Raw genomic sequence first — 18,985 nt, forward strand, 5'->3', positions numbered from 1 at the left:
CTGGCTGGAGATCGTCCAGCTCGCTCTCGACCTGCTCGCCTGGATGCCCATGCTCGCCCTCACCGGCGAAACCCGCAGGTGGGAACCCCGCCGCCGCCGGCTCCGCCTCTTCTCCGCCGCCGCCCAGATCGTCACCACCGCCCGCCGCCGGCACCTGAGGTTCGCCCGCCACTGGCCCTGGACCGACGTGATCACCGCCGCCCTGGCACGGCTCGAAGCCCTCCCGAACCCCGGCTGACCAGCACGTTCCCGTCCCTGCGAGCAGCACCACCCCGACCGGAGCCGTGGAACCCGGCGCCCACCCGACGCGACAGCCGGGCCATCGGCCTGGCCGCCACCAGCCCGAACAACCGAAACGGCCCGGCGAAGAAACCGACGGACCGTCACGAAAGATCGAGGCTAATGGGTGGGCGGCCGGGACTCTAACCTTGCTTTGAACCCCTTCTGCAACTCAGATTGCCGGACTCCCGGGCGAGCCACCTGTGAAGATCGAGCGACGGTGAACCCCCGAGGCCGACTCGAAGCGATAGGCGACGAGCGCCCGACCTGTTGGAAGGGGTGCTGCCGCGAACCGCAGTCCGAATTGCTCTACCTCAGGGGAAAGTTCGACGTTCTGAATGGTGCCGTCGTCCAACTCGGCCTCGATCTTGATAACCGAGGGGAGAGTGCACACCAGAACAAACGGGGGGAGGCCCTCGGACTGTCCGAAGGACATGATGGCTTCCCGGTCGCCTCTTTCAGGGCCTCGCCGGAACCCTGTTGAAGCACGAACCTCCCCCATCTGGTGGTGGAGCATGACCCCAATCGAGCTGCGCGGGCGATCTCCTACCGTGACGTGCCACGTCAACCCGTCGGCTCGTCCACCGGACAGCACTTCAATGTCATCCGTCATTCACAGCGCCCTTCGTGGTGCTACTGGCGGATCTCCGCACAGGGGTAACCATCTATCTTCAGCCAGTAGTTGCACACCTCGGTGCCGTGCTGGTACCAGCCGGCCGGGCCACCTGCGCTGTAGTAGACGCCAGGTCCGGGGCCATCGGGGCAGATGATGCTGCTGTGCCTGTCCTTGTAGTCGTTGTCGAAGAAGTCGAAGGTTGCTTGGGTGCACCCCACGTTGCCAAACGCATTAGTCGACCAGGTGTCGATGCGCAGACCCTTCCCGATGATGGTCAAGCACACGTTGTCGTCACACTTGTTGGTGCTTAACGCGCCCAGGGGGGCCGGGGCGCTGCTTAAGGACACTCCCGGAACGGCGTCAGGGTGCTTCTTGAGGTAGTCGACGGAGACCCAACCCGCCTTTCCACCGTCTACTTGAACCAGCCCCTTGTGTGCACCTTCACTCTGAGGCGCAGCGCTGACCGGCGCCACGCCGAAGCCGACGGCTGGGAGCTGCTGCCGCCACCGCCACGAGGACTTGCTTGGTGATCCGCACGTGCCACTCCGTTCACTTGCCGAAATTTGCTCTCGAAACGTAATCAGATCGGCAAAGGAAGCGACAAGCGCGGAATCAGACATTCAGCGGAGGGGTTCGGGCAACCCTCGGAACCGTGTGCAGAACTGCGGGTGCAAACCACCGTGGCTGGGGCCGGTGGCCTCCACGGCTTTACCCACCTGTTCGACTCGGGGCCCGCGTCGGGCAAGTCCAGGGGGCCACTCGATCAAATTCCGGGCAGGATCAAAGCCTGCCCGAGTTGCCGGACAGCGTAAGGCCCCCTGAACATGCCCGACCCCAACCCGAACAGGACACCGGCCAAAGCCGCTCCGGCCACCGGCGAGGGAACCTGCCCGGCCGACATGGGCAACGGTCAGCCTATGGGCGGGAGTTGACGCATTCATATTGACGGACAGATCGTCCCGACGGGCCTCTTCCTGCTACGGTCATCCGTTCGCCGAGGAGGTCGTAATGAATGGGTCCCTGCCCGTTGCTGCCCAGGTGGATCTACGCCGTCAGCCAGTGGAAGACGTGCTGAAGCGCGTCGAAGAAGCTCTACACGTGCGGCTGGATCGGCAAGCGCTCCTGCGTAAGCGTCGTTCCTTGGGAGGCCGTACGGAGCGGGGTACGTGGGTGCGCATCGAGCGGCGGGGATTCGAGCGGATCGGCCCGCAGGGCTGGAACGGGACCGAGGCCGCCGCTGTGCTGCAAGGGGTCTCTATGCCCGAGTGGTACCAGGGCGTGGCGTGGCGCGAGCTGGGCGAGCCGGTGATGTGGCGCGCGGATGAGCTGGAGCTGATTCCATCGTCGTCGGTCGGCAAGGGAGCCCTGGTGCTCGAAGACCCGGGCCTGCCTGACGAGTGGTGGGAGGCGCTGAACGCTTCGCTGGACGCGCTTGCCTCGCAGCAGACGCCGCGGATCGCGACGCCGGACACGGTGACGATCACACAGGAGCAAGTGACCCAGACCCTCGGGGCGGTCTTCCCCGGGGTGGCCGATACGCAGATCGAGCGATGGGCGCCGGCTCATGCAGATCTCACGTGGGCCAACGTGATGGGACCGAAGTTCTCCCTCATCGACTGGGAGGACTGGGGCATGGCGCCCCGGGGCCTGGACGCCGCGACGCTGTGGGGCAACGCGCTTGCCGTCCCGGGGCTCGCGGCCCGTGTCCACCAGGAGCGGCGTGCGGACTTGGAGAGCCGGGACGGCAAGCTGATGTCGCTGTTCTTCCTGTCGAAGATCGTCGGACCCTACGCGTACGAGGAGGATCCGCTACTCGCGCCGGCCCGGAAGGAGGCGGAGCGCCTGGTGGCCGAGCTTCAGCTCTGACGGAGCCCGTGGAGGGCTCGCAGGTACTGACTGACGGCGGCGGTGTCCACCTCCGCGCCCAGGGCCTGGACCAACCGGGCCAGGTGCCCGGGGTTGTCGGTACCGACCGCCATCGCCGAGGCCGTGGGCAGGTGGAACGCGGTTCGGAACGCCGCCTGCACGCGGGACAGGGCACCGTGGGGCGGTCGGAGGAACGGGCGCGGGTCGAAGTCCTCCCACACCTTCTGGTGGCCGCCACCGAAGGGGCTCATGCCCAAGGTCTCGCGTGCCTGCCAGGCGGTGCGCAGGACGGCGGTGGAGTCGAGGAGGTCGATGCCCACGAGGAGACCCGCGCGGACCATGAGGACGTCCGGAGAGGGAAGGTCCTCCACGCGGATCATGCCGAGCGACCGCGTATCCCAGGAGGACACACCCCAGGCGCGGCACAGGCCGTCGCGGGCGGCGCCGGCCAGAGAGGTGCAGGCATTGCCGAGGAGGGCGCGGCCATCGGCAGGAGGTAGACCGGCAAGGCTCCGTTCGGGGTTGTGTAGGAGCACGGTGTCAGGTTCCCTGCCGAGTTCCTTCGCCGCACGCTCGACGGCGAGTCGCAGCCGGACCGGATCAAGTGAGTGCTCAGCGCCTCCAGCGCCCGGGAAGAAGCCCACCTTCGTGGAGAGGGTGAACCTCGGCAGCAGATCGGCGGCCGTCTCGGCCAGCACTGTGTGCGAGCGGAAGCCGAAGTAGGGAGCCGCAGTGTCCAGGGCGGTGACGCCGAGGTCGAGTGCGGCCGTCAGGATGTCTCGGTGGTGACGAGACCGGTGTAGGCCGAGGACAAGGCGGGGGTCAGCTCCGTGCACAGTTCCTCCTTCAGCAGGATCTCGGCGAGCTGTTCCACGTCCAGGCCGGTCTTTTCGGCGGCGTCGGCGATGTCGACAGGGTGGCCGCTCAGCAGCAGGGCGAGGGCGGGGTACGCCTTGCCGGCGAACGTGAGCTTCTTGCCCGCCGCAAGCACGTCCACCGTGTCGTGGTGCTGCTCGATCACGGGCTCGAAGTCGGTGACGCACACGACGGCCGCGGACTTGCCGAACAGGCCGGTAGCCGGGACATGCCGGGCGGCCAGGCGTTCCCGCTCGCGGGCATCGAAGAAGTCCTGCGGGGTCAGCTTCGTAGCCATCTCGGCGACGGCGTCGGCCAGGAGCTGCTGTTGCCCGTCCCACTGGCCGGGGGAGTTCCAGCGGTCCAGGTCGTACCGGAACAGGTCCTGCGTGCGGGCTTGGTCGGCGAGCCAGGCCAGCCAGTTCACGCCGACGCGCTTCACGATGCCGAAGGTGGCGTGGAGGCTGTAGCCGTCGCCCTGGTCGTCGCGGGTGGCCTGGTGCCAGAAGCCGCGCGGGATGTGCATCACGTCGCCGGGCTCCATGACGTCCTGCCAGACGATGTCCTCGCTGGGCTCGGCGTTGGGGGCGGAGTCCCGGTACATCGGAACCTTGCGCGAGGTGCCGCGGACTTCCCAGCTCTTGCGGCCGGCGAGCTGGACGATCAGGGTGTCGTGGTCGTCCCAGTGGAGCTTGAAGCCACTGGCGTCCTGAGTGGTCAGGTACGCGTTCACCTGCACCAGCTCGCGGGCCCACCACTGAAGCGCGCGGCAGGTGGCCTCCATGGCCGGGTCGAAGAAGTCGACCTCGTCCAAGACCATGGTGCACCCCTCGCGCATCAGTCCGCCGACGCGGCGCATGTCGGCCATGGGGATGGCCTGTCCCCGCCGGGTAACGGAGGGTTGGATGTAGCGGCCGGGGTGCAGTTCAGCCCCGTCCTGGAAGATGCGGAACTGGGGCGTGGTGACGCTGCGGCGCATCACCAGGTCGAGCAGCTTCCTGGGGTTGAGCAGGCGATCGAGCAGAGCAAGGTCCTTGATCGTTCCCCGTGCGAAACCGGTTCCGAGTTCACCGGGCCCGTTCCAGCCGAGGGCCTTCTCCAGCGCGGTGACGAAGTGGTGGTCCACGTGTTCCTCCGGTCAGCGTCATGGGCGTGCGGGCCCGGGGACCCGTCGTGGATGGCGGGCCCCCGGTTGGTGCTGGTGGGTGCTACTCCTGCGGGAGGTTCAGGCCGTCGCGGTTCTCGCCGTCGTCGCCCGCGGAGGTACCGGTGGAGTCGGACTCGGCCGCGGCGGCGGTGAAGCGGTCCTGGACCTTGATCAGGCTCTCGACGCCGATCAGCAGGTCTTCCTTCTGTGCTGCCATGTGTGTCTCCATTTCCTGGAAGTCCAGGGCCGACGGGTGCCGGCCCAGCCCCGATGGGGCGTGCCTCACCGGCCCATTGATTCCGGGCCGGTGGGGAGACAGGGGTGGCGCGAGGCCACGAGTCGAGCGAGTGCGGGATTCGCAGCGGAAGCTGGTTGCCGGTCAGCGGCCGGGATCACCGGCGATGGCCAGGGTGACCACCAAACTGTGACGGCAGCGGCGTAGAGGAGCACGGCGAGCTGTTGGCGCCAGCCCCACGGTGATCGGTCACGTACACGGGAGTCCCGCTCTAAGGGGGTCACCATCGGCAGGCGGTCACTACGCCGCTCCCGGCGGGATGGATGCCGGCCGAAGGGTGCGGGCCGACGAGGACGCACCGCCACAGCGCGGGCACCCGCACGGGGGATAGCGGCCGGGGTCGGAGAGGACGTCGAACGGCTCCCCCTCCAGAACCCGCGTGCTCCGCATCCACGTCCGGCCCGAATCCCGGGAGACCCGGAGGCTCATCAAGACGCGGGGTTCGGCGCCCAGGTCCGGGGTCGCCCCGTGGGTCGTTCGCTCTGAGTCAGGAGTGCCACCGTGTGTCTCCAAGGCGGTCGTCCTCTGTCGCTTCGCCATGTGGAGAAGGATCGTCAGCGGGGAGCATGGCCAGAAAGGTCCAGCGGATTACCCAACTTGGGTAACATCACGTTCGGTTGAGACCTTGAAGCGATCCGTAGTCTTCCTCCGGAGCGTGCCCCGATGCCCGAGTCACGTCGCACGAAGGAACTTCCGGCGAGTCTGCTCACTGAGCCCGAGATGATCGAGGCGTGCCGTGTCCGTGACTTCGCGAGGGTCTTCCGGCTGGTGAAGACGCGCGCGGGCATCTACCCGTCGATGATCGCGCGGCAGTGCGAGCTGACGCCGAGCCGGGTGGGAGAGGTGATCGCGGGTCAGCGGCAGCTCGTCCACATGGACGTGATCGAGCGGATCGCCGATGGGTTGCGTATCCCGGGGCACATGCTCGGGCTTGCCCGTCGTACGTGGGAGACGCCGGCCGTCTTGGCTGTGCCGAGCGGGAGGGACCGGAGCTCGATCACCTACCCGCTGTGCCGAGGCCCATCAGTGCCTTACCGGGCGTGGAGGTAGACAGCATCCTGGCCCTGGCCGCCGGGACGAACCCGAGCCCATCCACACTGCACGCCCTGCGTTCTTCGATCGAGGACTACTGGCGTCGTGACGACGCGCACGGGGGCGAGACGCTCCGGCCTGCCGTCGTCGGCCAACTGCGATACGTCGAGGGGTTACTGAAGGACCAGCGGCCAGCGCCGATCCAGCACGGCCTGTACGGCATCGCGGCGGAGCTGGCGCGGCTGACCGGGTGGACGTACTTCGATGCTCGGCAGTACCACCAGGCCCGCGCGTACTTCTCGGAAGCTCTGCAATTGGCCCGGGAGATTGACGACCACCCATTCATGGCCAACGTGCTGGCGTGCATGAGCCTGCAAGCGACCTACCAGGACAAGCCGGCGGACGCGCTTGCGCTGGTGTCTGCTGCCCAAGACCAGGCCCGAGCGGCCATCGGCACGACGCCGAGAGTCCGGGCCATGCTGGCCATGCGTGAGGCGTTCGCGCACGCGACCTTGGGCGACCGGACAGCGACCCACACCGCCATCTCCGAGGCCCACAGCCACTTCGGCCGGATCAAGGCGGACGACCCGGACCCGGCATGGGTGACCTACTTCGACGAGCCGAAGCTCATCGTGGACACCGGCATCGCACACGGCCGACTCGGCGAGGCGGCGATCGCCGAGCCGCTGATCGCAGACGCCCTGGAGCGGGAGGCCCCCGCGAACCAGCGCGGTAGGGCGTTTCACGCCTTCTGGTTAGCCCGTACGCAGCTCCAGCGCGGCAAGCTCGACCAGGCGTGCCACACGGCGATCGAGGCGCTGGTGCCCGCCGCAGCCGTGTCGTCCGAGCGGGTGGCCGGGCACCTTCGCGAGTTCTACGAGCAGCTTGCGCCCTATCGCGAGGTGCCGGCCGCGGTTGCCTTCGAGGCCCACCTACGAGCGATGCTGCCCCCGCAGGGTCAGCGAACTCCTTCGTCCATCAGGACGTAGAGGAGGCCGACGAGGGAGCCGCTGCTGACGATCTCGCGGCGGTCGATCATGCCCCGGATGTTCGCCAGGGGGATCCACTCGATCCGGTCCGACTCGTTCTTCTCGGTCGGCGGCCCGTCGTACGTGGCGCCGTCGGCCCGGAACAGGTGGTGCTGGGAGTCCGTGATGCCGTTCGCCGGTTCAGCGTAGATCAGCGGCTTCATCGGGCCCGGACGCCAGCCGGTCTCTTCGAGGACTTCTCGGGCGGCAGCCTCGCCGGGCGTCTCGTCCGCCTCTACCAGGCCCATGGGCAGCTCCCAGGCCCACGCGTCAGTGATGAAGCGGTGACGCCACATCATCAGGACCTCTTGGCGGTCGTTGACCACGGCGGCCACGGCCAGGTGGCGCAGCTTGACCACGTGGTGTTCCCAGCGGTGGCCGTCCGGGGTCTCCACGTCGGTGAGCCAGAGGTTCACCCACTTGTTCTCGTAGATCGGACGTTCCCCGTGGATCTTCCACTGCATCGCTGCGGCCCCTCTCGATCGGCCTCCAGCATCGCAGAGCCGGGCTGAACTCCATCTAGCTTCGCGCAAATTCACGTCAGAGTGACGACATCGGAGGTGGATGAGAGGTGATTCCCAAGTCCAAGTCCACAACAGCATTGCGGTCCAGCATGATGTGGACGCCAGAGCATGGTCTTCGTGAAGAGTAGAGGTGGGTGCTGGGATGCCACTATGGCTGACTCCGGTACTGGGCTTGGTTGGCGCATTCATCGGCGCTTCTCTGGCACCTTGGATGACATCGCATCTCGCGTGGCGCCGTGCTCGTCGGGAGGCGTTTAGCGCTGCGATCGCTGCGTTGCGGGTCGCTCAGGTGACTCGGCACTTCGCCAACGAAGTGCCGGCTCTCTACGTGGGCGGTGATCAGGCAACCGTCGAAGCCTTCAACCAGCGGCTCCGGGAGCGCGGGATCGACCGATTCGTTGATGCGATGCACGAGGCCAAGGTGGCACTTGCCAATCTGGAGCCGTTCTTCAAGGTCAGCGGTGACATCGATCGGTGGGAGATCACCGAGACGGACGCGGCACGCATGCTGGAGGAGCTGAATCGAGCTCGGTGACTGGGACCCTGCCAGTGGACCAGGTGTGGACCGCTATCGGCGGAGAGGAGCCCCGAGAGCGGGCAACGAGCAGGTCAGCCACGGAGAGGACACTTTCCCCAGCACTCTCTTGAAAACCGTCGTGGCGCGAGTCACCGTGGGTTCAAATCCCACACCCACCGCCGCAGGCCGGCGCGTGAGCGCTGGTCGGAAGGGGCGCCCCGGAACTCGGGGCGCCCCTTCGCCGTCGGTGCATGCGCCCGCGAGCGTGGCGCGGCCGGAACGGGGTAGGTCCTGGGGCGGCGGGCCTCACCAGAATTGCGCTCGGGCCATCACGCCTCCAGGAGGCTGCGTACGATGCTTCGCAATCACCCGTACTTCCAGAATCTGATCTCCTTGGAACTTCCGGCCGAGGACTACGTGATTTTCGGGAGCGGCCCGCTCCTGGCGCACGGCATCAGACGGGAGGTCGGAGACCTCGACGTGGTGGTGCGCGGCGCGGCCTGGGAGCGCGCCAGGAATTTCGGAACACCCCGGGAAGCCCCGCTCGGATGGGCGCAGCACATCCTGCTGTTCGACGGGTCGATCGAGATCCTGAACGGTTGGTTCGACTACTCGGTGGACGCGTTGATCCTGGGTGCCGAGGTTTTCGAAGGGGTGCGGTTCGCGCCCCTGGAGAAGGTGCTCGAGTGGAAATCCGGATTCGTGGCCACCGGTCGTGGGCGCGACAAGGACCTGCGTGACATCGCGCTCATGAGGGAGTTCCTGAACGGCTGATCGCGCCGTCGGCCGAGGCCGTGTGCATCTCCGTTGCCGCCGGGCCGGTTCCCGGCAATGGTGGCAAGTACCGACGGCGGGAAGCCGGCGAAGACGGAGAAGGGACCCGAGATCATGCGCATCGTTCTCGTGCAGGGAGACATCACGGCGGAGCGGGCGGACGCGTTGGTCAATGCCGCGAATTCCTCGCTGCTCGGCGGTGGGGGAGTCGACGGGGCCATCCACCGTCGGGGCGGGCCCGAGATCCTCGCCGCATGCGAGGACCTGCGCCGCTCCCACTACGGCAAGGGTCTGCCGACCGGCCAGGCCGTCGCCACCACGGCCGGCCGGCTTCCGGCGGAGCACGTGATCCACACGGTCGGTCCCGTCTGGTCCCGGGACGAGGACCGCTCCGCGCTGCTGGCCTCCTGCTACCGGGAATCCCTCCGGGTCGCCGACGGGCTGGGGGCCCGTACGGTCGCGTTCCCGGCGATCTCCACCGGGATCTACGGGTGGCCCATGGACGACGGCGCGCGGATCGCCGTGGAGACCGTACGGGCGGCCCGTACCCAGGTGGAGGAGGTGCGGTTCGTGCTCTTCGACGCGGTGGCGTACGCGACCTTCGAGGCCGTGCTCGGGGGGCCTGAGGGGTCGGTTTAGGCCCTTTGAGTGGTGTTTGTCGGAAGATCGGCGCGCGTTGTGGGGGCGGTGCGGTTGCGGTCGCATCATGACGAATGTATTCAGATCCGCCCGTCAGAACATCGCGAAACGAGGGACCCGTCATGGCTCACCGCAGCACCATCACGTCGATCTGGACCACCGTCCTCGCCGCGCTCGTGGCCCTCTTCGCCGGCCTCGGCTTCGGCGCCAAGGCCGCTCCGGCCGCTTCCCCCGCCGCTTCCGTCGGTGCCGCCGGCACCGTCGCCCCCGCCGTGCGCCGGCCGGCGGTGATGGCCCGGCGGACCTGGCGGGCGATGATGCGGGGCGGTTCGCTCCCGCCCACCATCAAGCAGCGCATCCGCGCCGAGGCCCACGGCAAGACCCCGTCCGTCCGCCGCTCGACCACCGCCGCCGCCCTCGCCGCCGACTCCCGCAACACCCTTGATGCCGAGGTCGCCTCCGCCATCGGTGCCCGAGCCGCCGCCCGCCGGGAGATGGTGCTCGCCGCGTAGGCCCGCCCGCGTACGTACGACGGCTGCAACGGCATTAGCAGGAACAGCAGTAGCAACGACAGGAACAGCAGGAACAGCAGCAACGGCAGGAACAACAGGCGCTGGAGCCCGGTCGACCTCATGACCGCGGATCGCGCCGCGAGGGTGCCCCGGGAGCGGGGCACGGACGGATCACCCCGGCGGACGCCGGGGGCGCGCAGGGGGCGCAAAGCTTGGCATTGCAGGGCCGCAGGCCCGGGAGACGGTGGGGTTCCCGGACGGCGCGGCCCTTTTCGGCATGCCTGGGGCGGATGGGTTTGGCGGAACGGTTCAGCTCATGCGTGGCAGGAGTTCCGCCAGGGGCAGGGGTGCTGAGCTGGGGCGTCGGGGGCGCGAACCGGGTTTATCCGATGTTGGTCATGCTTGCGGGGGAATCGCAGACTCCGGGGTGGTTCGCCGGGGATTCGGTGGGCAACTCTGGAATCGCGACGTCGTCACCACACGGAACGACCGAGGCGGTCGGCCAACTGCCTTGGAGCAAACCCCACTTCGGTTTTCTGGAGGATCAAGACATGGCAAGCATCCGTACCGCCCGCGTCATCGCCGCTGTCGCCGCTCTCCCCCTCGCCGTCGCCCTGTTCGGCGGGGTGGCGTCGGCCGACAACGGCTCCTTCGCGAACGACGGATCGAATGCGAGCGTCGCCAGCATCATCGGCAGCGGCGTGGGCGGCAACAACCACGGCAACTCCTCCACTTCGCAGCAGGTGGCCACCGGCTCCGGTGCGTCCAACCAGAACAACACTGCGCAGGTCAACGGCTCGGCCCTCACGGCGATCGAACAGCACAACTCCACCGTGGCGGTGAACTTCTACCCCTGGTGGTAGCCGCGGCCTGAGCCGCTCACAGTGATGAGGGCGCCTGTGCGACCGGACCGGCTGGGGTCCGGTAGCGCAGGCGCCCTCGCGCGTTCCGGCCTTGACATCCAACAGGAATCTGACGGACAGTCAGCTCCACTTGACGATGCGATGCCGGGAGGCCAGCGCCGTGCACCTCGCCCCGACCGAAGGCCAGTTGCGGCTGCGCGCCGAACTGCGGGAGTACTTCCAGGACCTGCTGCCCGACGGGGTCCCCGAGGATCCGGTCGCGCAGCGCGCGCTGCTGCGCCGCATCGGCGCCGACGGACTTCTCGGCCTGGGCTGGCCCGCCGAATACGGCGGCCAAGGACGGGGCCCCGACGAGCAGTTCGTGTTCTTCGACGAGGCCTACCGGGCCGGAGCGCCCGTCTCCATGGTCACCCTGAACACCGTCGGACCGACGCTCATGAAGTACGGGACCCGGGAGCAGAAGGACTTCTTCCTCCCCCGGATCCTCCGAGGGGAGATCGTCTTCGCCATCGGGTACTCGGAGCCCGAGGCCGGCACCGACCTCGCCTCGCTGCGCACCCGTGCCGTCCGCGAGGGCGGGCCCGACGGCGACTGGGTCGTCGACGGGCAGAAGATCTTCACCTCGAACGCCCAGAACGCCGACTGGATCTGGCTCGCCTGCCGCACCGACCCCGAGGCCCCGAAGCACAAGGGCATATCCATCATCCTGGTGCCCACCGACGCCCCCGGTTTCGCCTGGACCCCGATCGATACCGTCGGCGGGCTCACCACCACGGCCACGTACTACGACTCCATCCGCGTGCCCGCCGGCAACCTCGTCGGCCCCGAGCACGGCGGCTGGGGCCTGATCACGAACCAGCTCAACCACGAGCGCGTCGCCCTCGCCGCCATCGGCATGCAGGCCGAGGACTTCTACGCCCACGCGTTCCGCCATGCCCGCACCCCCGATCCGGCCACCGGCGAGCGCCCCGCGGACCGGTCCTGGGTGCAGTCCCGGCTGGCCGAGGCGCACGCGCGCCTCGCGGCCGTACGCCTGCTCAACTGGCGCCTCGTACAGGACGTCGGCGGCGGGACCCTGGCCCCCGGGGATGCGAGCGGCGTGAAGTTCCTGGGCACCGAGTCCACCGTCGAGGTGTACCGGATCTGCCAGGAGGTGGTGGGAGAGGAGGCCCTCGTCAGGGGGCCCGCCGCTTTCGCGGGCGGCGAGCTGGAGCGGATGAACCGGGCCGCGCAGATCAACACCTTCGGCGGCGGGGTCAGCGAGGTCCAGCGGGAGATCGTCGCCATGATGCGGCTCGGCATGAAGGGGAGGAAGCGATGACCGCGCACGCGCAGGCCGGGCAGGCCGGACCGACCGGGCGATCCGGAGCGACCGGGAAATCCGGAGCGACCGGGAAATCCGGAGCGACCGGGAAATCCGGAGCGACGGCGGAAGCCGACGGGGCTGCCCGGTTCCACGAGCTGCTCAAGGCCTTCGAAGGGCGGCCCGCCGCCACCGCGGGCCGGGCCAAGGACGCCGTCAACGAGCCGATGATCCGCCACTGGTGCGAGGCCATGGGCGACGCGAACCCCGCCTACACCGGGCCGGAGGCCATCGCCCCGCCCACCATGCTCCAGGCCTGGACCATGGGCGGACTCTCCGGCCACACCGACCGCTCCCCCGCCTACGAGGACCTCTTCGCGCTCCTAGACGGCGCCGGCTACACCTCCGTGGTCGCCACCGACTGCGAGCAGGAGTACCTGCGGCCGCTGCGCCCCGGCGACGCCGTCACCTTCGACGCCGTCATCGAGTCCGTATCGGCCCGCAAGACGACCAAGCTCGGCACCGGCCACTTCGTCACCACCCGCATGGACGTCCGCGCGGACGGCGAACTCGCCGGGACTCACCGCTTCCGGATCCTGAAGTTCGCGCCCGCCGTCAAGCCGGAGAAGAAGCCCGCCGCCAAGCCGGAGAAGAAGCCCGGGGCCCAGCGCCCCCGTCCGGTGGTCAACCGCGACAACCAGGGGTTCTGGGACGGGGTCCGGGAGCACAAGCTGCTGATCCAGCGCTGCGTCGACTGCGAGACCCTCCGCTTCCCCTGGCTGCCCGGCTGCAACGCCTGCGCGAGCCTGCGCTGGGACACCGTCGAGGCGAGCGGCTCGGGCACGGTCTTCAGCTACGTCGTCATGCACCACCCGCCCTTCCCGGCCTTCGACCCGCCGTACGCGGTGGCCCTGGTCGAACTCGCCGAGGGCGTCCGGATGGTCACGAACATCACCGGAGTCCCGTACGACAAGGTCCGCATCGGGCTGCCCGTGCAACTGGAGTTCCTGCGCGTGGACGAGGAACTGGAACTGCCCGTCTTCCGGGGAAGTGAGGGCTGATGGACTTCCACCCCACCGAGGAGCAGGCCGCCGCGGCCGGGCTCGCCGCCCGGATCTTCGGCGACCTGGCCACCCACGAACGCCTGGCCGCCGCGGGCACCGGCAGTGACGCCGAACTGTGGAAGGCCCTCACCGCCGCCGGTCTGATCGCCGCCGTCGAGGACATCGGCCTGCTCGGCCTGGTGCTGCTGCTGGAGGAGCAGGGGCGCACCACCGCTCAGGTCCCGTACGCCGCCACCTGCGTCTACGGAGTCCTCGCGGTGGCCCGGCACGGCAGCGCCGAGCAGCGCGCCCGCCTGCTTCCCGCACTCGGTACGGGCGAGGCCGTCGCCACCGGCGCCTTCCCGGCCCGCGGCCGGATCACCGCTGCGGCGGGCCGGCTCACCGGCACCGCCCCGGCCGTGCCCTGGCTGCGCGAGGCCACGCACGTACTGGTCCCGGACGCGGACGGGGCCCTGTGGCTCGTACGGACCGACGCGCCCGGCGTGCGGGTCTCGCCGGTGGACACCACCGCCCCCTGGGCGGCCGCAGGACTCACCATGACCGGCGCCGAGGGCGAGCGGCTCGGTGGCGGGGACGGCGAGGGGGACGCCTACGCCGACACCCTCGCCGTCGCGCGCACCGCCTTCGCCGGACTCCAGGCGGGCGTCTGCGCGGGCTCGCTCGCCCGCGCCGTGGAGTACACCTCCACCCGCGAGCAGTTCGGCCGGCCGCTCTCCACCAACCAGGGGGTCATGCTGCGCGCGGCCGACGCGTACATGGACACCGAGGCGATCCGGGTCACGACGTACGAGGCGGCCTGGCGCATCGACCAGGGGTTCGCGGCGCGGGAACACGCGCTGACGGCGGCCTGGTGGGCTTCCGAGGCGGGCAAACGGGTCGTGCACGCCGGCCAGCACCTGCACGGCGGGATGGGCGCGGACCTGGACCACCCCGTGCACCGGCATTTCCTGTGGGGGCGCCAGCTCGACGCCTACCTGGGCTGCGGCAGCGAGCTGCTGTCCGAACTGGGCGCCGTACTGGCGCAGGAGGGCTGAGCGATGAGGGTCGGCGACACGCTGCCGCCGCTGGAGGTACCGATCACCCGCACGCTGATCGTCGCGGGTGCGATCGCCTCCCGCGACTACCAGGACGTGCACCACGACGCGGAACTCGCGCGGGAGAAGGGCTCCCCGGACATCTTCATGAACATCCTGACCACCAACGGCCTGGTCGGCCGGTACATCACCGACCGGCTCGGCCCGTACGCCGTCCTGCGCAAGGTGGCCATCCGCCTGGGCGCCCCCAACTACCCGGGCGACACCATGACCCTCACCGGCACCGTCACCGCCCTCGAAGGGGACACCGCCGAGGTCCGCGTCGTCGGCGCGAACGGCATCGGCCACCACGTCACGGGCACCGTGACCGTCACCCTGGGGGCCGCGGGATGAGCGTCCGCATCCGGGACGACCTCGGCGGCCGCGCCGCCATCGCCGGCATCGGCGCGACCGAGTTCTCCAAGGACTCCGGCCGCAGCGAGCTCACGCTCGCCGTCGAGGCCGTGCACGCCGCCCTCGACGACGCCGGGCTCACGCCCGCCGACGTGGACGGCATGGTCACCTTCACGATGGACACCAGCCCCGAGATCACCGTGGCCCAGGCCGCCGGCATCGGGGACCTCTCCTTCTTCTCGCGCATCCACTACGGAGGCGGCGCGGCCTGCGCCACCGTCCAGCAGGCCGCCCTCGCCGTCGCCACCGGGGTGGCGGAGGTCGTGGTCTGCTACCGCGCCTTCAACGAGCGCTCGGGCCGCCGCTTCGGCTCCGGTGTCCAGCAGCGCGAGCCCTCGGCCGAGGGCGCGGCGCTGGGGTGGTCCCTGCCGTGGGGGCTGCTCACCCCGGCCTCCTGGGTGGCGATGACCGCCCAGCGCTACCTGCACGCGTACAACCTGACCCCGGAGGCTTTCGGCCACGTCGCGGTCACCGACCGGCGGCACGCCGCGAACAACCCCGCGGCCTACTTCCACGGCAAGCCGATCACCCTCGCCGACCACGCCGCCTCGCGCTGGATCGTGGAGCCGCTGCGGCTGCTGGACTGCTGCCAGGAGACCGACGGCGGGCAGGCCATCGTGGTCACCACCACCGAGCGGGCCCGGGACCTGCGCCAGGCACCCGCCGTGATCACAGCCGCCGCGCAGGGCGCGGGCCGCCGCCAGGAGGGCATGACCTCCTTCTACCGCGACGACCTCACCGGGCTGCCGGAGATGGACGTGGTCGCGCGCCAGCTGTGGCGGACCAGCGGCCTGCGGCCTTCGGACATCGACGTCGGCATCCTCTACGACCACTTCACGCCCTTCGTCCTGATGCAGCTGGAGGAGTTCGGCTTCTGCAAGCCGGGCGAGGCCGCCGACTTCGTGGCCGCGGACGCGCTGCCGCTCAACACGCACGGCGGGCAGCTCGGGGAGGCGTACCTGCACGGCATGAACGGCATCGCCGAGGCCGTCCGCCAGCTCCGCGGCAGCTCCGTGAACCAGGTCGCGGGGGCGGGGCACGTACTGGTCACCGCCGGCACGGGGGTCCCGACCTCCGGCCTGATCCTCGGCGCGGACGCCTAGTCCCCGGCGCGGATGCCTGACACCCGGCGCGGACGCCTGGCCCCGATGACGCCGTGGCCCCGCCTCCTCCACCTTCAGGAGGTGGGGCCAGCCCTACTCCTACAACCTGAGATGGACACGGCTTCGGCACTTGCGGCCGATCCCAGGGCGGGCGGCCGCTCCTAGCGTGGAGGCATGACCACGCCTGTGTGCACGCTCGCCTCGAACCCGACGCCGTACCCGTCGTTCTCGGCGTACGTACGGACCCGCGGCACGGTCCTGATGCGCACCGCGCGCTCGCTCACCGCCAACCCGTGCGATGCCGAGGACCTCCTGCAGACGGCCCTGGCCAAGACCTATGTCGCCTGGGACCGCATCGAGGACCACCGGGCCCTGGACGGCTACGTCCGGCGGGCCCTGGTCAACACCCGCACCTCCCAGTGGCGCAAGCGCAAGGTCGACGAGTTCGCCTGCGACGAGCTCCCGGAGAGCGAGGCGCCGCCCTCCGCCGACCCCGCGGAGTCCCAGGCCCTGCGGGACGCGATGTGGCGCGCGGTGACCCGGCTGCCCGACCGGCAGCGCGCGATGGTCGTCCTGCGCTACTACGAGGACCTGAGCGAGGCCCAGACCGCGGAGCTGCTCGGGGTCTCCATCGGCACGGTCAAGAGCGCCGTCTCCCGCGCGATGGTCAAGCTCCGCGAGGACCCGGAACTCACCCTCGTGCGCTGACCTTCCGGCCACTCCGGCGATGTTTCACGTGAAACATCCGCGGCCGTTTGTACCCCCGGGTAGTGACATGCCGACCGGTACGTGCGCAGAATCGGCAGCATCCGTAGCCGCCGCAGCGCCGCAGCGCTCACCGGGAGGACGCTTTGCTGAGCACCATGCAGGACGTACCGCTTCTCGTTTCCCGCATACTCCAGCACGGGATGACGATCCACGGGAAGTCCCAGGTCACGACCTGGACCGGGGAAGCCGAGCCGCACCGCCGCAGCTTCGCCGAGATCGGTATCCGCGCCACCCGCCTCGCGAACGCCCTGCGCGACGACCTCGGGGTCCAGCAGGGCGACCGCGTGGCCACCCTGATGTGGAACAACGCCGAGCACGTCGAGGCGTACTTCGCGATCCCCTCCATGGGCGCCGTTCTGCACACCCTCAACCTGCGGCTGCCTCCCGAGCAGCTGGTCTTCGTCGTCAACCACGCCGTCGACCGGGTCGTGCTGGTCAACGGCACCCTGCTGCCGCTGCTCGTGCCGCTGCTGCCGCACCTGCCGACCGTCGAGCACGTCGTGGTCGCGGGCATCGGCGACCGCTCCGCGCTCGACGGCCTCGACGTGCGCGTGCACGAGTACGAGGACCTCCTCGCGGGCCGCCCCGACACCTACGCCTGGCCCGAGCTGGACGAGCGCGAGGCCGCGGCCATGTGCTACACCTCCGGCACCACCGGGGACCCCAAGGGCGTCGTCTACTCCCACCGCTCGATCTACCTGCACTCCATGCAGGTCAACATGGCCGAGTCGATGGGGCTGACCGACCGCGACACCACCCTCGTCGTCGTCCCGCAGTTCCACGTCAACGCCTGGGGCCTGCCGCACGCCACCTTCATGACCGGCATCAACATGCTGATGCCGGACCGGTTCCTGCAGCCCGCCCCGCTGGCGGAGATGATCGAGCGGGAGAAGCCCTCGCACGCGGCGGCGGTCCCCACCATCTGGCAGGGACTGCTGGCCGAGGTCACGGCCAACCCGCGCGACCTCAGCTCGATGAAGCAGGTCACCATCGGCGGCTCCGCCTGCCCGCCCTCCCTCATGGAGGCGTACGACAAGCTGGGCGTCCGGGTCTGCCACGCCTGGGGCATGACCGAGACCTCCCCGCTCGGCACCATGGCGCACCCGCCGGCCGGGCTGAGCGCCGAGGAGGAGTGGCCCTACCGCCTCACCCAGGGCCGGTTCCCGGCGGGCGTCGAGCCGCGGCTGGTCGGCCCGGCGGGCGACGTACTGCCCTGGGACGGAGAGTCGGCGGGCGAGCTGGAGGTGCGCGGCACCTGGATCGCCGGCGCCTACTACGGGGGCGCGGCCGGCGAGCCCTTGCGTCCCGAGGACAAGTTCAGCGCCGACGGCTGGCTCAAGACCGGGGACGTCGGAGTCATCAGCCCCGACGGCTACCTCACCCTCACCGACCGGGCCAAGGACGTCATCAAGTCCGGCGGCGAGTGGATCTCCAGTGTGGAGCTGGAGAACGCGCTCATGGCCCACCCCGAGGTCGCCGAGGCGGCGGTCGTCGCCGTCCCCGACGACAAGTGGGGCGAGCGGCCGCTGGCCACCGTCGTCCTCAAGGAGGGCGCGACCGTGGACTACGAAGGGCTCCGCGCCTTCCTCGGCCGGGCCATCGCCAAGTGGCAGCTGCCGGAGCGGTGGACGGCCGTCGACGCCGTGCCGAAGACGAGCGTCGGCAAGTTCGACAAGAAGGTGATCCGCAAGCAGTACGCCGACGGCGTGCTGGCCGTGACCAAGCTGGACTGACCGCTCAGCCCTTCGTGAGCCATGGCCGCAGCAGCCTGCTGACGGCGGGCATGGCCACGTAGGTCATCAGGGTGCTGAAGACGACGGCGAAGGCCGCCGTGCGCAGCACGAAGTGCAGATCCACCAGGTACGGCCCGAGCACCGCGTTGCCGGCCAGCGAGATCGGGAAGATGGCCAGCCCCGAGCTGATCGCCATCTTCCACCGCGGCGGCGCGGGCCGGGTCGTACCCGGCTTGGCGAACCAGGTCTCCATGCCGTGCAGTTCACGCCGGGCTATCTCGGTGTGGTGGTGGCCCTGGCAGTTGGCGAAGAACTCGGCCCGCTCGGCGGAGTCCTGCCACCGCTGGAGCGCGTCCTGGTTGCGGAAGCGGTGGACCAGGAACCACGGCGCGCCCTCGGTGGCGGGCCGGAAGAACCCGTACCCGAGGTGGTCCGGGAAGGTGGCGGCGGTCTCCAGGATCCCGCGCGCCCACGTCTCGAAGGCCTCCTCGTAGCCCGGCTCCACCTGCCGGGCGATCAGGAGGCTGACCTCACCGTTGTCGGCGGGGACGGTCTGCTCGGTCGTGTCGGTGATGGCCAT

Annotated in this window: 20 protein-coding genes and 1 pseudogene; 15 read left to right on the top strand and 6 right to left on the bottom strand. The window is 69.7% G+C overall.

The window, feature by feature from the left end:
• Positions 1-238 (top strand): transposase (locus AB0M99_RS25840; RefSeq protein WP_365924350.1); only part of this gene is annotated, 238 nt, incomplete at its 5' end.
• A 674-nt stretch (positions 239-912) separates the two neighbouring features.
• On the opposite strand, the gene AB0M99_RS25845 is transcribed toward AB0M99_RS25840, so the two are convergent.
• The gene (locus AB0M99_RS25845; protein ID WP_365924351.1) at positions 913-1,173 is read right to left on the bottom strand and encodes a hypothetical protein; all 261 of its coding nucleotides are present in this window, start codon (positions 1,171-1,173) and stop codon (positions 913-915) included.
• A gap of 730 nt (positions 1,174-1,903) precedes the next feature.
• Here AB0M99_RS25845 and AB0M99_RS25850 point away from each other — a divergent pair.
• Entirely contained in the window at positions 1,904-2,761 is an 858-nt protein-coding gene (locus AB0M99_RS25850) for a hypothetical protein (protein ID WP_365924353.1), read from the top strand.
• On the opposite strand, the gene AB0M99_RS25855 is transcribed toward AB0M99_RS25850, so the two are convergent.
• The 3 genes from AB0M99_RS25855 to AB0M99_RS25865 form a co-directional block, all read right to left on the bottom strand.
• Positions 2,752-3,597: an aldo/keto reductase gene (locus tag AB0M99_RS25855; RefSeq protein WP_365924355.1), complete on the bottom strand. Its 846-nt coding sequence runs from the start codon at positions 3,595-3,597 to the stop codon at positions 2,752-2,754. The genes AB0M99_RS25850 and AB0M99_RS25855 overlap by 10 nt on opposite strands.
• The gene (locus tag AB0M99_RS25860; RefSeq protein WP_365924357.1) at positions 3,531-4,742 is read right to left on the bottom strand and encodes a cupin domain-containing protein; all 1,212 of its coding nucleotides are present in this window, start codon (positions 4,740-4,742) and stop codon (positions 3,531-3,533) included. Before AB0M99_RS25860 ends, AB0M99_RS25855 begins: the two co-directional genes overlap by 67 nt.
• An 82-nt stretch (positions 4,743-4,824) precedes the next feature.
• Positions 4,825-4,980 carry a hypothetical protein gene (locus AB0M99_RS25865; protein ID WP_157853303.1) on the bottom strand — a complete coding sequence of 52 codons (156 nt, stop codon included), beginning with the start codon at positions 4,978-4,980 and terminating at the stop codon, positions 4,825-4,827.
• 741 nt (positions 4,981-5,721) lie between these two features.
• Here AB0M99_RS25865 and AB0M99_RS25870 point away from each other — a divergent pair.
• Positions 5,722-7,079: pseudogene (locus tag AB0M99_RS25870) on the top strand (helix-turn-helix domain-containing protein).
• Here AB0M99_RS25870 and AB0M99_RS25875 read toward each other — a convergent pair.
• Positions 7,049-7,582, bottom strand: coding sequence for an NUDIX hydrolase (locus AB0M99_RS25875; RefSeq protein WP_365924359.1), 534 nt, complete (start codon positions 7,580-7,582; stop codon positions 7,049-7,051). The pseudogene AB0M99_RS25870 and the gene AB0M99_RS25875 overlap by 31 nt on opposite strands.
• A 202-nt stretch (positions 7,583-7,784) precedes the next feature.
• On the opposite strand from AB0M99_RS25875, the gene AB0M99_RS25880 reads away from it, so the two are divergent.
• The 12 genes from AB0M99_RS25880 (at position 7,785) to AB0M99_RS25935 (ending at position 18,405) form a co-directional block, all read left to right on the top strand.
• Positions 7,785-8,177 (top strand): hypothetical protein, encoded by a 393-nt coding sequence (locus tag AB0M99_RS25880; protein ID WP_365924361.1) that lies wholly within the window; start codon positions 7,785-7,787, stop codon positions 8,175-8,177.
• A gap of 336 nt (positions 8,178-8,513) precedes the next feature.
• Positions 8,514-8,933 (top strand): hypothetical protein, encoded by a 420-nt coding sequence (locus tag AB0M99_RS25885; protein WP_365924363.1) that lies wholly within the window; start codon positions 8,514-8,516, stop codon positions 8,931-8,933.
• Positions 8,934-9,047: 114 nt separating this feature from the next.
• Positions 9,048-9,572, top strand: coding sequence for an O-acetyl-ADP-ribose deacetylase (locus tag AB0M99_RS25890; RefSeq protein ID WP_365924365.1), 525 nt, complete (start codon positions 9,048-9,050; stop codon positions 9,570-9,572).
• A gap of 122 nt (positions 9,573-9,694) precedes the next feature.
• The gene (locus AB0M99_RS25895; protein ID WP_365924366.1) at positions 9,695-10,084 is read left to right on the top strand and encodes a DUF6344 domain-containing protein; all 390 of its coding nucleotides are present in this window, start codon (positions 9,695-9,697) and stop codon (positions 10,082-10,084) included.
• 551 nt (positions 10,085-10,635) lie between these two features.
• On the top strand, positions 10,636-10,947 hold the full coding sequence (locus tag AB0M99_RS25900; protein ID WP_365924368.1) for a hypothetical protein: 312 nt from the start codon (positions 10,636-10,638) through the stop codon (positions 10,945-10,947).
• Positions 10,948-11,107: 160 nt separating this feature from the next.
• Entirely contained in the window at positions 11,108-12,268 is a 1,161-nt protein-coding gene (locus AB0M99_RS25905; RefSeq protein ID WP_365924531.1) for an acyl-CoA dehydrogenase family protein, read from the top strand.
• Positions 12,265-13,311: a bifunctional MaoC family dehydratase N-terminal/OB-fold nucleic acid binding domain-containing protein gene (locus AB0M99_RS25910; protein ID WP_365924370.1), complete on the top strand. Its 1,047-nt coding sequence runs from the start codon at positions 12,265-12,267 to the stop codon at positions 13,309-13,311. Before AB0M99_RS25905 ends, AB0M99_RS25910 begins: the two co-directional genes overlap by 4 nt.
• Positions 13,311-14,348, top strand: a complete 1,038-nt coding sequence (locus AB0M99_RS25915) for an acyl-CoA dehydrogenase family protein (RefSeq protein WP_365924372.1) — start codon at positions 13,311-13,313, stop codon at positions 14,346-14,348. The genes AB0M99_RS25910 and AB0M99_RS25915 overlap by 1 nt, the downstream gene beginning before the upstream one ends.
• A gap of 3 nt (positions 14,349-14,351) precedes the next feature.
• The gene (locus AB0M99_RS25920) at positions 14,352-14,741 is read left to right on the top strand and encodes a MaoC family dehydratase (RefSeq protein ID WP_365924374.1); all 390 of its coding nucleotides are present in this window, start codon (positions 14,352-14,354) and stop codon (positions 14,739-14,741) included.
• The gene (locus AB0M99_RS25925; protein ID WP_365924376.1) at positions 14,738-15,904 is read left to right on the top strand and encodes a lipid-transfer protein; all 1,167 of its coding nucleotides are present in this window, start codon (positions 14,738-14,740) and stop codon (positions 15,902-15,904) included. The genes AB0M99_RS25920 and AB0M99_RS25925 overlap by 4 nt, the downstream gene beginning before the upstream one ends.
• Before the next feature lie 174 nt (positions 15,905-16,078).
• On the top strand, positions 16,079-16,612 hold the full coding sequence (locus AB0M99_RS25930) for a SigE family RNA polymerase sigma factor (RefSeq protein WP_365924378.1): 534 nt from the start codon (positions 16,079-16,081) through the stop codon (positions 16,610-16,612).
• Positions 16,613-16,755: 143 nt separating this feature from the next.
• On the top strand, positions 16,756-18,405 hold the full coding sequence (locus tag AB0M99_RS25935) for a long-chain fatty acid--CoA ligase (protein WP_365924380.1): 1,650 nt from the start codon (positions 16,756-16,758) through the stop codon (positions 18,403-18,405).
• A gap of 4 nt (positions 18,406-18,409) precedes the next feature.
• Here AB0M99_RS25935 and AB0M99_RS25940 read toward each other — a convergent pair whose 3' ends face one another.
• Entirely contained in the window at positions 18,410-18,985 is a 576-nt protein-coding gene (locus AB0M99_RS25940; RefSeq protein WP_365924382.1) for an antibiotic biosynthesis monooxygenase, read from the bottom strand.

The organism is Streptomyces sp. NPDC051183 (assembly GCF_040682455.1).
Lineage (GTDB): Bacteria > Actinomycetota > Actinomycetes > Streptomycetales > Streptomycetaceae > Streptomyces.